The 13,288-nt window shown below is 65.6% G+C and carries 11 protein-coding genes; 8 read left to right on the top strand and 3 right to left on the bottom strand.

The window, feature by feature from the left end:
* Positions 1–266: 266 nt before the first annotated feature.
* Entirely contained in the window at positions 267–938 is a 672-nt protein-coding gene (locus EB836_RS18300) for a hypothetical protein (RefSeq protein ID WP_135542070.1), read from the top strand.
* A gap of 233 nt (positions 939–1,171) precedes the next feature.
* Positions 1,172–2,962: a BCCT family transporter gene (locus EB836_RS15745; RefSeq protein WP_135542068.1), complete on the top strand. Its 1,791-nt coding sequence runs from the start codon at positions 1,172–1,174 to the stop codon at positions 2,960–2,962.
* Between the two features lie 185 nt (positions 2,963–3,147).
* Here EB836_RS15745 and EB836_RS15740 read toward each other — a convergent pair whose 3' ends face one another.
* From EB836_RS15740 to EB836_RS15730, 3 genes are all read right to left on the bottom strand, one after another.
* Positions 3,148–4,710, bottom strand: a complete 1,563-nt coding sequence (locus EB836_RS15740; protein WP_135542066.1) for a GMC family oxidoreductase N-terminal domain-containing protein — start codon at positions 4,708–4,710, stop codon at positions 3,148–3,150.
* A 44-nt stretch (positions 4,711–4,754) separates the two neighbouring features.
* On the bottom strand, positions 4,755–6,233 hold the full coding sequence (locus EB836_RS15735; protein WP_135542064.1) for an aldehyde dehydrogenase family protein: 1,479 nt from the start codon (positions 6,231–6,233) through the stop codon (positions 4,755–4,757).
* Positions 6,234–6,628: 395 nt separating this feature from the next.
* Positions 6,629–7,633 (bottom strand): hypothetical protein, encoded by a 1,005-nt coding sequence (locus tag EB836_RS15730; RefSeq protein WP_135542062.1) that lies wholly within the window; start codon positions 7,631–7,633, stop codon positions 6,629–6,631.
* Here EB836_RS15730 and EB836_RS15725 point away from each other — a divergent pair.
* The 6 genes from EB836_RS15725 to recN are packed head-to-tail and all read left to right on the top strand — an operon-like array spanning position 7,565 to position 13,284.
* The gene (locus tag EB836_RS15725; RefSeq protein ID WP_240690056.1) at positions 7,565–8,545 is read left to right on the top strand and encodes a hypothetical protein; all 981 of its coding nucleotides are present in this window, start codon (positions 7,565–7,567) and stop codon (positions 8,543–8,545) included. The two genes, EB836_RS15730 and EB836_RS15725, sit on opposite strands and share 69 nt — an antisense overlap.
* Positions 8,542–9,567 (top strand): HAD-IIA family hydrolase, encoded by a 1,026-nt coding sequence (locus EB836_RS15720; RefSeq protein WP_135542060.1) that lies wholly within the window; start codon positions 8,542–8,544, stop codon positions 9,565–9,567. Before EB836_RS15725 ends, EB836_RS15720 begins: the two co-directional genes overlap by 4 nt.
* On the top strand, positions 9,564–9,824 hold the full coding sequence (locus tag EB836_RS15715; protein ID WP_135542058.1) for a hypothetical protein: 261 nt from the start codon (positions 9,564–9,566) through the stop codon (positions 9,822–9,824). Before EB836_RS15720 ends, EB836_RS15715 begins: the two co-directional genes overlap by 4 nt.
* On the top strand, positions 9,821–10,627 hold the full coding sequence (locus tag EB836_RS15710; RefSeq protein WP_135542057.1) for a TlyA family RNA methyltransferase: 807 nt from the start codon (positions 9,821–9,823) through the stop codon (positions 10,625–10,627). The genes EB836_RS15715 and EB836_RS15710 overlap by 4 nt, the downstream gene beginning before the upstream one ends.
* A complete protein-coding gene (locus EB836_RS15705; RefSeq protein WP_135542055.1) occupies positions 10,624–11,580 on the top strand; it encodes an NAD kinase in 957 nt (318 codons plus the stop codon). The genes EB836_RS15710 and EB836_RS15705 overlap by 4 nt, the downstream gene beginning before the upstream one ends.
* A complete protein-coding gene (gene recN / locus EB836_RS15700) occupies positions 11,581–13,284 on the top strand; it encodes a DNA repair protein RecN (RefSeq protein WP_135542053.1) in 1,704 nt (567 codons plus the stop codon).
* Positions 13,285–13,288: the final 4 nt, after the last annotated feature.

Below are 13,288 nucleotides of genomic sequence, written 5' to 3'. Positions count from 1 at the left end.
TCTCGTGGTGGATGTTGATCGATTAGACACCGTCATCATCTCCCGGAAGTGGTTCGGGGTCGTGTCTCAATGAGAGGTTCTACATGCTCGGATGGGCAGAAATCGTGGCCGCCACTGGGCAGTTCTTGTGGCCAGGAACGGGCATTTCTACTGTCCGCCTATGGGCAGTTTTCCATGACCGCCAACAGCGTGCGAGGATGAAGCGGTCCGCTGGGTCGGATGCAACTCATCAGCGACATCCGAAGAGACAGCAAAGGAGAAACCGCATGAACGTGTCAACCATCATCTGGATTGTTGTCGCCATCGTCGTGATCCTGATCATCGTGGGGATCCTCATCGCAGTCAGCCGCAAGGCCGCTGCAGTGAAGCGTGAACGACAGCGTGAAGAAGCCGCGCAGCTGCGACAGCAGGCAGCGGATTCTGAACACGAAGTCCGCGCTCATGAAGCTGAAATGGAGAAGCGTCGGGCAGAAGCCAAAATGGCCAAAGCCGACGCCGACGCGCGTGCGGCCGACGCAGACCGTCAGGCGGCCGAGGCGGAACAGCTCGACTCGGATGCCGCGAAGCGCGAACAGCTCGTGCGCGAAGAACGACTCGCTCACGAGCGGTCACTGCAGCATGCCGACGAGCTGGACCCCGATACGCCTCCGCATCGGGGCAAGGGCCCTCTTCCCGGCGAGAACCACGACCCCGCCGCCCCTGCGCCCGGTGCCGGCCACCATCGGGGAGACCGGGGCGAGCCTGCAGACACTCGTGAACCCGATGGCCGTCCCCATCCTGAAGGCGATCGGGTGCGTCCCGAAGGCGACTACCGCACCGAGGGCCAGCCTCCTGTCGAAGGCCAGCCTCGAACCGACGGCCACACCGGGACAGCCGGTGACCGTCGCCTCGGCGAGGAACTCGATCCGCGCGGTGAGGACGAGCCTCCCAGGCACTGAGGCGTCTGCCGCCTGCGGCTTTCGAAACGGAGCTCCGGTCATGTTGACCGGGGCTCCGTTCGTCGTTTCTGGGCCTGCCGCGGATGGGCCGACGGACCGAGAAGTGGAATCGACAGGCCGAGGAGCAGAGTCGATATCGCTTTGTGACAACGGACTTTGCATGAAAACTCGGACACTTCTGTAGTGTGGGTGAGACACCGCTCACCCGCTTGGTACTCAGGAAGGATGCACGCATGCTTGACAGACTCCACGATGCATTGAGACTCCGCACCAATCCGGCCATCTTCTTCTCCTCGGCTGCCGTGATCATCATCTTCGTCGTCGGAACGATCTTCTTCACGGACCAGCTCGATGCCGGAGTCTCCGTCGCATCCGACTGGCTGCTGACGAACCTCGGATGGTTCTACATCCTCGGCGTCACAGTGTTCCTCGGTTTTCTCATCTACATCGCCGCCTCACGGTATGGCAGAGCGAAGCTCGGCCCGGACGATGAACCACCGGAGCACTCGAACGGTGCCTGGTTCGCTATGCTCTTCGCCGCCGGCATCGGTTCGATCCTCATGTTCTGGGGCGTCGCCGAACCTGTGAGCCACTTCGGCGATCCACCGCGAGCATCGCTGGGCATCGAAGCCGGCACGCCCGCGGCTGCGGTCGACGCCATGAACTTCACCTACTACCACTTCACCCTGCACACGTGGACGATCTTCACCCTCCCCGCGCTGTGCTTCGCGTACTTCATCCACAAGCGCAACCTGCCTCCGCGAGTGAGCTCGATCTTCCAGCCCATCCTCGGCGAGAAGATCCACGGACCGATCGGCAAGACGATCGACGTCGTCGCCATCATCGGCACGGTCTTCGGCATCGCCGTATCGATCGGACTCGGCACCCTCCAGATCAACGGCGGTCTGGCACAAGTCCTCGGCATTCCCGAAAACGCCCTGTGGCAGCTGATCATCATCGGCGTGGTCTGCGGTCTGGCGACGATCTCCGTTTCGCTCGGCCTCGACAAGGGCATCAAGGTGCTGTCGAACCTCAACATCGTCATGGCGGTGCTGCTGCTGGTCTTCATCGCCGTCTTCGGCCCGACCCTGTTCATGGCCAAGGGCCTCTTCGAATCCTTCGGCACCTACATCCAGCAGCTGCCCGAATTGGCGCTGTGGAACGATACGTTCGCGAATACCGGCTGGCAGAACACCTGGACCGTCTTCTACTGGGCCTGGACGATCACCTGGTCACCGTTCGTCGGGATCTTCATCGCCCGCATCTCCCGCGGACGCACGATCCGACAGTTCGTCATCGGCGTGCTCGCCATTCCCGCAGCGTTCTCGATCCTGTGGTTCGGCATCTTCGGCTACGCCTCGTTCGACATCGAGTTCAACAAGGGCGGGGGACTGGTCGACCGGGTCGTCGACCAAGGCGACATTCCCGGTGCGCTCTTCGCGTTCCTCGACCACTACCCACTGGCAGGCCCCGTCTCGGTCATCGCGATCGTCCTCGTCATCATCTTCTTCGTCACCTCGGTGGACTCTGCGGCACTCGTCGTCGACACGATGAACAACGGGCATGAGGACTTCAACCCGCTGCCGCAGAGGATCTTCTGGGCCCTCGCCGTCGCCGTCGTCACGGCGACTCTGCTGGTATTCTCCGGCTCCGGCGGTCTCGAAGCCCTGCAATCGACGATCATCCTCGTCGGTCTGCCGTTCTTCATCATCGCCTACTTCCAGATCTACGCTCTGATGCGGGCGCTGCGCGAGGACGCCGGCGTGCTGCCCAGGGTGCGGATGCGCCGCTGGAAGAAGGTGCTGCCGCCCGAAGAGGTCGAACGTCGTGAGGGCGGTGACGACGAATTCGGCCACGAGTATGACAGCGACGAGGACGTCGTCACGAGACCTCAAGCCGTCGAACCGGCACCGGAGTTCCGTGACCCCTACATCGATTCGCACGGTCACAAAGTCAAACGCGGAGGCACCCTCGCCAGCCGAACCGGCAGTCGCCGAACGTCGGGCAAGGGCGACGACGGGTAGACCCGCTCCGGATTCCGATCCCCGGATACCCTGCGGGTCCGAGCATGACCCGGTCCGAGTACGACTGGATCCGAGCATCACTCGGTCCGAGCATGACGAAGGGGCCGCTGCCATTCGCAGCGGCCCCTTCATCGATCGGTCACAGACCGGTCTGTCTGACAGTCACAGACCGTTCCATCTATCGGTCACTGACCGTTCTTGATCATCTCCGCGCACTTCTCACCCATCATCATCACCGTGATGTTCGGGTTGACCGTGGTGATCTCCGGCATCGCCGAGGCATCGACGACGCGCAGACGGTTGACGCCCTTGACCTTGAGCTGGGGATCGAGCGGCGACATCTCGTCATCGACCGGTCCCATCCGGGTGGTGCCGACCGGGTGGTAGACCGTGTTGTGCGTGCGTGAGACGTAATCGGCGATCTGCTCGTCGGTGACGACGTCCTTGCCCGGGAACAGCTCTTCGCCGGCCCACTCGGACATCGCGTCCTGGGAGACGATCTCACGGGCCTTCTTGATCCCGGCGACAGCCACGCGCATGTCATGGCCTTCCGGGTCCGTGAAGTAGCGGGGATCGACCTTCGGCTTGTCGCGGTAGTCCTTCGAGCGCAGACGCACGGTTCCGCGGGACTTCGCGTGAGTGACGTTCGGAGTCAGACAGAACGTGTTCTCCGAGGTCGGGTACCCCTGCCGCAGAGTGTGCATGTCGAAGGGCACCGAACCGTAGTGCATCATCAGGTCCGGACGGTCGAGACCCTCTTCGGTGGGGGTGAAGATGCCGATCTCCCACCACTGGGTCGAATCCTCGACCATCGGCTTCTTCGCATCCCAAGCGATGACGGCTTCCGGATGGTCGGCAAGGTGCTCGCCGACTCCCGGTGAGTCGACGCGAACGTCGATGCCCACCTCGGCGAGGTGGTCCTTGGGGCCGATGCCCGAGAGCATGAGCAGCTGCGGGGTGTTGATGGCACCGCCGGAGACGATGACTTCCTTCTTCGCCTCGATGCGCTTCGTGTTGCCGAAGGCGTTGTTGACCACGTGCACGCCGGTGCAGTTGTCGGCGTCATCGAACTCGAGCTCGCGGGCCTGCGTGCCGGTGAGGATCGTGAGGTTCTCACGGTCGAGGATCGGGTGCAGGTAGGACACCGAGGAGGACGAACGGGTGCCGTCGTCCTTGCGGTTGACCTGGAAGAAGTTCGCACCGTTGACGATGGTCTCGCCGTCGTTGAACTGCACACGCGGGATCCCGGCCTGCTCGCAGGCGTCGAGGAGAGCGACGCCGCAGGGGTCGACCGGGGGTACGTTCATCAGACGCACGGGACCGTCGTGTCCGTGGTGGTCACCGGGCAGCTCGTTGTTCTCGAGCTTCTTGTACAGGCCGAAGGTGTCCTTCGATCCCCAGCCGGTGGCGCCGTACGTGTTCTCCCACTCGTCGAGATCCTCGCGAGGGGCCCAGAAGGCGATGCAGGAGTTGTGCGAGGAGCAGCCGCCGAGAACCTTCGCCCGCGCGTGGCGCATGTGCGAGTTGCCGTTCTCCTGCTCTTCGATGGGGTAGTCCCAGTCGAAGCCGGATTCGAGGAGCTCCATCCAGCGGTTGAGCTGGAGGACGACGTCCTCACCGACATCGGTCGGACCCGCTTCGAGCAGTCCGACGGTGACCTGGGGATCCTCGCTCAGGCGGGCGGCGACTGCGGCTCCGGCCGAGCCGCCTCCCACGACAACATAATCAAAGCTATGAGTGGTTTCCACTGTCCATCTCTCCTTATTCTGCGTATTCGTCTGTGATCCCAGGGTCACTTCGTGTGGTCGGGGAACCATCCGGTGACAGCGGGTTCGAGGTTCTGGTAGATGTGCTTGGCTTCCTGGTATTCGGCCAGACCGGTGGGGCCGAGCTCGCGACCGAAGCCGGACTGCTTGAAGCCGCCCCATTCGGCCTGCGGCAGGTAGGGGTGGAAGTCGTTGATCCAGATGGTGCCGTGGCGCAGGCGCTGAGCGACCAGTTGGGTCTTGCCCGCGTCCTGGCTCCACACGGCGCCGGCGAGTCCGTAGTAGGTGTCGTTGGCGATCTCGACCGCCTCGTCGACGGTGGAGAAGGTCTCGACGGTGACGACGGGACCGAAGGCCTCATCCTCGACCACGGACATGCCGCGCTTGACCTGGTCGAGCACGGTCGGCAGGTAGTAGAAGCCGTCGGCGAGTTCACCCTCACCGAACTTGCCGCCGCAGCGCAGACGAGCACCCTCGGCCACACCCTTCTCGACGTAGGCGGCGACCTTGTCGCGGTGGGCCGCGGAGATCAGCGGACCGGTCTCAGCGTTGTCGTCGAAGGGACCGCCGAGTCGGATCTGCTCGGCACGCTCGACGAGGCGGTTGACGAACTCCTCGGCGATGGATTCCTCGACGATGAGCCGGGCACCGGCGGAGCACACCTGGCCGGAGTGGACGAAGGCCGCATTGAGCGCATTGTCCAGGGCGGCGTCGAAGTCGGCATCGGCGAAGACGACGTTCGGGTTCTTGCCGCCGAGCTCGAGGGCGATCTTCTTGATCGTCGCCGAGGCGTTCTTCGCGAGCAGACGACCGGTGACCACGCCGCCGGTGAAGGAGACCATGTCGATGTCCTCGTGCGTGGACAGGGGAGCTCCCGCATCGGCACCGGCACCGAGGATGAGGTTGCCGACACCGGCCGGAAGGCCGAGTTCCTCGAAGACCTGCATGGTGAGGATCGCGGTGTGCGGGGTGAGTTCGGCGGGCTTGAGGATGAAGGTGTTGCCGGCGGCGATGGCCGGGGCGATCTTCCACGCGGCCTGCAGCAGTGGGTAGTTCCACGGGGTGATGAGGGCGCAGACACCCACGGGCTCGTGCACGATCTTCGAAGCGACCGTGTCGGTTCCCGCGTCGACGACGCGACCGGCATCGTTTGCGGCGAGCTTGCCGAAGTAGTCGAAGCAGTTCGCGATGTCGTCCATGTCGATCTGCGATTCGACGAAGCGCTTGCCGGTGTCCAGGGATTCGGCCTTGGCGAATTCGTCCTTGCGCTCACGCAGCACGGCCGCGAACTTCAGGAGCATGTCGCCGCGTTCGCTGGCGGGGACGGAGGACCAGACGCCGGAGTCGAAGGCACGGCGAGCGGCCTTGATCGCCAGCTCGGTGTCGGCGGGGCTGGCTTCGTCCACCTCGGCGACGAAGCTGCCGTCGGCCGGATTGTGGATCTTGCGGGTTCCACCGTTGACGGCTGAAACCCACTGTCCGTCGATGAAGAGTGTGTTTGGCACGATTTCTCCTTTTTCTAGCGGGTGAACGACTGTGTGATCTGAGGGGTCGAACCATCGGTTTCACGAGCAGAGCATGCGGCGTCACTGAGGAGCCTTGCGTTTGCGAAGCTGCCGTCTGACCTGCGGGGCAACCCGGTTCGAGAGCTTCGCCCCAGATGCGTTCGGGCATAAGAATGCGTCCGGGCACAACAATAGGCGAAGCACGGGGCCGAATGCGCAATCCGATGATGCTGATCACAAGCGCAGTTGGGATTGTCCATCGCGTATGCGTGCTGCAGAGAAGGCAGGGGACCGAGGAAAACCGGGGCGGGGAGGCGGATAGCTGCAGAATTTCTGCTCGTGGAGACACGCAGACGGCTGTCATCCGCGCAATGATCTTCCACGTCCGCTGTCATTCATCCCCTGGTGCCGAGGCGACGCGGACTGCCGCTGCCGCCGAACCGATTCGACTTGTGCTGGCCGTTCGACTGGATTCGCCTTGATTCTAACAGAGGGCTGACGCGGTGACCTGGGAGTCGACGGGTGAGAGGAGAGCTCGCGGCGGAGTCTGACGTGTCCCCGCACACAGGGCGACTCGGCGGTGAGTGCACTAGAATGGAGCGGAACATTGAAAAGACTTCATAGGGAGAATCGTGGCCCAAGGGGATTCGCGAGACAGCCAGGACAACCGCCGCGCAGAAGGCGGTCGCGGCGCAGATCGCGACAACAATCGCAACCGCCGACCGGACAACCGGGACGGCCGCGGGCCACGCCATTCCGATCGCCGAGATGACCGCCGTGGTGGGTATCAGGGCAACCGCCGTGATGACGATCGTCGCGGTGGGTACCAGGGAAACCGTCGTGACGACGATCGCCGAGGCGGGTACCAGGGCAATCGTCGCAACGATGATGACCGTAGGGGCGGTTTCAACCGTGACCGTCGTGATGACGATCGTCGTGGCGGGTACCAAGGGAACCGTCGTGATGACGATCGCCGAGGCGGGTACCAGGGCAATCGTCGCAATGACGATGACCGTAGGGGCGGTTACAACCGTGACCGTCGTGATGATGACCGTCGCGGTGGCTACCAGGGGAATCGTCGTGATGATGACCGTCGCGGTGGCTACCAGGGCAACCGTCGTGATGACGACCGCCGGGGCCGCGGAGGATACGGCCGCAATGACAACGACCGCCGTGCGTCGCGCAAGACCGATACCGGCGAATACGCACGCGAGCAGCGCGCCCGCCGCCCGCGCGTCCAAGAACCCGAGATCCCCGAAGGCGTCACCGGCCGCGAGCTCGACAAAGAGATCTTCGCTCAGCTGCGTTCCCTCGACAAAGAGAACGCGATCATGGTCGCCAAACATCTCGTCGCCGCGGGCGGGCTGCTCGACCTCGATGCCGACCGCGCCCACGAACACGCGAAGGCCGCCATGGCTCGCGCCGGCCGCGTCGCCGTCGTCCGTGAGGCCCTCGGCATCGCTGCCTACTACGTCGAGAAATACGACGAGGCCGTGCGCGAACTGCGCACCCACCGCCGCATCTCCGGGTCGAATGACAACATCGCGCTCATCGCCGATGGCGAACGCGGCCGCGGCAAGCCGGAGAAGGCCATCGAGCTGCTGAAGCAGTCCGAAGAGCTCGACCTCGACAACGATGCTCGCACCGAACTCGTCATCGTCGCTGCCGGAGCGAAGTCCGACCTCGGAGACATCGCCGGCGCACGTCGACTCATCGAAGCCGAGGACTTCACCCAGAAGCCCAGCGGCGCACTGGTCCGTCTCATGGCCGCCTACGCCGAAGTGCTGCGCATCGACGGCGAGCCCGAACTCGCCGACAAGTACGAAGAGCTCTCCCGCCGCACGGCCAAGGCGACCGGCACACTCTTCGGCGACGAGGAGCCGGACCTCAACGCCGGTGTCGAGATCGAAACCGTCGACGAGATCGAAGACGAGCCCGAGGCCGCAGGCGACGCGTCCGCCGAGACCGGCGGCGAGACTGACGACCGCAAGTCCGAGGCCGCAGAGGAACCGTCCACCGAAGCCGGCAGCGAGACCGACGACCGCAAGCCCGAAGTCGCAGAGTCCGAAGCCGGAGAAGGTGCGTCCGCCGAGTCAGCAGCACCTGCCGACCAGACCCCCTCGTCGAAGACGCACGTCTCGGCGAAGGAACTGAAATCCGTCAAGGTCACCGACGAGGAGATCGAATCCGAACTCGACGAGATCCTCGCCGAGGCAGAAGCCGACGCCGGCACGGAAGGTGACACCGTTACCACCGACACCGCCGACGCCGGGACCGACACCGAGACCGCCGAGGCCGACGGAGACCAGTGACACTCCCCGCCGAACAGGCACAGACGTCGCACGGTTCCACGCCTGAGACCACGGGCGTGCCCATCGACTGTGTCCTGTTCGACCTCGACGGCGTCGTCTACCACGGCACCCACGCGATCGACGGAGCCGCTGACGGCATCAACTGGCTCCATTCCCAGCAGATTCCCGTCAACTACGTGACCAACAACGCCACACGCACCGCCGAAGCGACCGCGGAGAAGATCACCGGGCTGGGTATCGACGCCTCCGACGACGAAGTGACCACCTCGGCGCAGGTGCTCGCCGAACGCCTCGCGCAGCGGTTCGGGACCGGCGCCCGTGTCCACCTCGTCGGCACGACCGGACTGCGCATCGCGCTCGAAGACGCCGGACTCGAGATCACGGACTCCCCGGAAGCCCGGCCCGTGGCCATCGCGCAAGGACTCGACCCGAACATCGACTACGAGACGATCGTGCGCGCCTGCGCGACCATCCGTTCGGGAGCCGAATGGTGGGCGAGCAACCCCGACTTCTCCCTCATCACCGAATCCGGCAAGGTCCCCGGCAACGGAGCATTCGTCGAACTCATGTCCCGACTCACCGACACCGAACCCGTCATCGTCGGCAAACCCGCCCCGCACATGATGGAATTCGCAGCCAGCCGCCTCGGCGCCAGACGACCGCTGATGGTCGGTGACCGACTGAACACGGACATCGAAGGCGGACGTGCTGCCGGCTTCGACACCGCGCTCGTGCTCACCGGAATCCACGACATCCACGATGCACTCCGCGCAGCACCCGAACGCCGACCGACCTTCATCCTGCCGAGTCTGCGCGGCCTCGAAGCCCTCATCACCGGCGCCGACCGCAGCGAATGCACGCAGATCGAATCCGCCCTGCACCGTGCCTGGGACGCCATCGACGCGGGCGACACCGACGCCGAGGCGGTGCTGACCGAAGAGCAGCTGCCGCGCACGATCGGCGACTGTCCCGACACCGCCGACACCTCCGGGATTCGCAACGATGTTGAGGAGGACCAGTGACCGAATCACCGCGACCGACCCCTCTACCGCAGGACCAACAGGACTCTCCACCGCAGGACCAACAGGACTCTCCACCGCAGGCCCAACCGACACCGACCCCGACCCCGACCCCGACTCCGGCTTCGCTGAGCGGGGACGTGCCCGTCGACGGCTGGCGTGCGCACCTCGCCGAGACCAAGGACGCCCCCGCCGCGCAGCGCCATGAGCGCCTCGGTGTCCTGCTCGACGAACTCGACTCCCAGGTGGGCTCCTTGTGAGCAGGCTCGACCGGGCACTCGTCGACCGCGGACTGCTGCACTCCCGCTCCCGCGCGGCCCGCGAAATCGCCGCCGGCCGCGTCGGCGTCAACGGCCGCACCATCACCAAGGCCTCCCATGAGGTGGCCGAAGCCGATGACCTCACCGTCACCGAACCCGACCCCTGGGTCGCCCGCAGCGCCCACAAACTCCTCGGCGCCCTCGACGCCTTCGCACTCACGACCAGGCTCAGCGACCTCACCGCCCTGGACGCGGGCGCATCCACCGGCGGTTTCACCCAAGTCCTCCTCCAGCACGGCGTCGCCGAGGTCTGGGCGGTCGACGTCGGCCATGACCAGCTCGCCCCCATGCTGCGCGAGGACCCGCGCGTCCACGTCCGCGAAGGCCTCAACCTGCGCGAACTCTCGAACTCCGACGTACCGAGCGTCGACCTTGTCGTCGCCGACGTCTCCTTCATCTCCCTGCGCCTGCTCCTCGAACCGCTGCTGGCCGCCACGGCATCGACCGGGCAGCTGCTGCTCATGGTCAAACCCCAATTCGAACTCGCCCGCTCCTGCCTCGACAAGCACGGCGTCGTCACGTCCGCGGCCCACCGCCGCCGTGCGATCGACTCCGTCGTGACCGCCGTCGGCGAACACGCCGCACGCGTGAGCGACATCGCGGCCTCACCCTTGCCGGGACCCAGCGGGAACAGGGAGTACTTCCTGCGTGTTCGACCCGGCCGCGCCCCGGATGAGTCCGATAGGCTCGACGAAGCAACCATCCCCGCCCACCTGGACAAGATCATGAGAGGAGAGTCGTGACCAGACACATCATGGTGCTGCTGCACCCCCAACGTGAAGAGTCGGCCGTGGCCGCCGTCAGCGTATTCAAAGCTCTCCTCGACGACGGCATCACCCCCGTCGTCCTCGACGACGAGATCGTCGGCATCCGCGCCCGCCAAGCCGCGGCCCTGGGCACCGAAACGATCGCCGAAGCCGACATCCTCGACCACTGCGTCATCATCGATGCCTCCGAGCTGGGGGAGTGGAAGAACGCCTGCGAACTCGTCATCGTCCTCGGCGGCGACGGCACCATCCTCCGCGCCGCCGAACGCTTCCACGGCTCCGGCGTACCCCTCATGGGCGTCAACCTGGGCCACGTCGGCTTCCTCGCCGAAAGCGAAAGAGAAGACCTCGCCGAGGCGGTTCACCGTGCCTCCCAACGCGACTACCTCGTCGAAGAGCGCCTCGCCCTCGACGTGTCCGTCTGGCACGAAGGGGAGAACATCTTCAACGCCTGGGCGCTCAACGAGGCGACGGTGGAGAAGACCTCGAAGTCGCGGATGGTCGATGTCGTCCTCGGCGTCGACGCCCGCCCCGTGTCCTCCTTCGGCTGCGACGGCGTCATCCTCGCCACCCCCACCGGCTCGACCGCCTACTCCTTCTCCGCCGGCGGCCCCATCGTGTGGCCCGAGGTCGAAGCGCTCATCCTCGTCCCGATCTCCGCCCACGCCCTCTTCGCCGAACCGCTCGTAGTCAACCCGAACTCCCGCCTCGGTGTGGAGATCTCCCCGACGAACCCCGACTTCTCCGCGGTGCTGTGGTGCGACGGCCGCCGTGCCCTCGAACTGCCGTCGGGTGCCCGCGTCGAGGCCACCCGTTCGAAGTCGCCGATCCGACTCGCCCGCCTGCACACCGGACCCTTCACCGACCGACTCGTCGCGAAGTTCCGCCTGCCCGTCTCCGGGTGGCGGGGCCCGATCAAGGAGGCCTGATTGATCTCCGAACTGCGCATCTCCCACCTCGGCGTGATCGCCGAAGCCGAGGTCGAACTCGACACCGGCTTCACCGTCGTCACCGGTGAGACCGGCGCCGGCAAGACGATGTTCGTCTCCGCCCTGTCCCTGCTCATGGGCCGCAAGGTCGGCTCCGGAGTCGTCCGCAAGGGCGCGGAGAAAGCCGAAGTCGAAGGCATCTTCACCGATGTCGCCGAGACCGTGCGTGAGCGCATCGAAGAAGCCGGCGGCAGCGCCGAGGACGAAGCGATCATCTCCCGCACCGTCGCGCTCAAGGGCCGCGCCCGGGCCACCGCGGGCGGACGCACCGTGCCGATCTCCGTGCTCACCGACATCTCCTCCGACCTCATCACCCTCCACGGCCAATCCGAACAGCTGCGACTCAAAGGCACCGCCCAGCAGAGACAGCTCCTCGACGCCGCCGGAGGGCAGAGACTCGCCGAGGTGGCCGCCCGCTACCGTGCCGCGTTCGAGTCCTGGAAAGAGACCGAAGCCCGGGTCTTGCGGATCAAAGACTCCACCGCGGCCCGCCGCGAACGCATCCTGTGGCTGCGCGGCTGCCTCGAAGCCATCGACGCCGTGCGCCCCGAACCCGGCGAGGATGAGACGCTGACCGCCCAGGCCGCGAAGCTCGGCGCCGCAGCCGAGATCACCCGCGCCGTCGGCGCTGCCCACGACCTGCTGCTCGGCTCCGAAGCCGACGACGCCGGAGCCGCCGTCGACCTCGTCCATCAGGCCATCGCCGCGATCAGCGACGTCGAATCCTCCGACCGAGAACTGACCACGATCCGCGAAGCCCTCGGCGACGCGGTGCTGCGCCTGTCGGACTCCGCCGCGGAACTGTCCTCCTACCTCTCAGGCTTCGACGAACTCGGCGAGACCTCACTGGAAGAGACCGAAGCCCGCCGCGCCGAACTCGGCACCCTGGCCCCCTACGGCCAGAACGTGGCCGAAGTCCTCGACTTCGAAACCCGGTCCGCGGCCGAACTCACCGAACTCGAAACCGAAGACCGCGACCTCGACGGCCTCGACGCCGAACTCGACCAAGCGCGGACCGAGATGGAAGAAGCCGCCGCGGCGCTGTCTGAGATCCGCACCGCCACCGCGCAGGAATTCTCCCAGGCCGTGAGCGAAGAGCTCGCGGCACTGTCGATGCCGAAGGCGAGCGTCGACTTCGAGCTCACGCCCCGGGAACCGACCAGCCACGGTGCCGACGAGGTGCGGCTGACCTTCGCCGCGCACGCATCCTCGACCCCCGACGACATCGGCAAGATCGCCTCCGGCGGTGAACTCTCCCGCGTCATGCTCGCCATCGAAGTCGTCCGCGCGGCCAGCGAATCCATTCCCACCTACGTCTTCGACGAAGTCGATGCCGGCGTCGGCGGCAAGGCGGCCGTGGAGATCGGCCGCAGACTGGCGAAGCTCGCCCGAAACGCCCAGGTCATCGTCGTCACCCACCTGCCGCAGGTCGCGGCGTGGGCCGACACGCACGTGACCATCGTCAAAGACGATGACGCCGAGACCGTGCGCTCGGGCGTGCAGGAACTCAGCGACGAAGACCGCGTCGTCGAACTCTCCCGCATGCTGGCCGGAATGGACGACTCCGACTCGGCGAAGGCCCATGCGGCCGAACTCCTCGACAATGCGCGGCAGGTCAAGGACGCCGGTGCGAGGACCACATGAGACA

This window comes from Brevibacterium sp. S111, assembly GCF_004745075.1.
Classification (GTDB): Bacteria; Actinomycetota; Actinomycetes; order Actinomycetales; family Brevibacteriaceae; genus Brevibacterium.
The sequence above is the reverse complement of the archived record's forward strand: the minus strand, read 5'-3'. Positions and strand labels throughout refer to the sequence as shown.

Bases quoted from the DNA above. Each gene is read 5' to 3' on its own strand.
- EB836_RS18300 (WP_135542070.1), top strand. From the start codon at position 267: ATGAACGTGTCAACCATCATCTGGATTGTTGTCGCCATCGTCGTGATC.
- EB836_RS15745 (WP_135542068.1), top strand. From the start codon at position 1,172: ATGCTTGACAGACTCCACGATGCATTGAGACTCCGCACCAATCCGGCC.
- EB836_RS15725 (WP_240690056.1), top strand. From the start codon at position 7,565: ATGGTCGCCAAACATCTCGTCGCCGCGGGCGGGCTGCTCGACCTCGAT.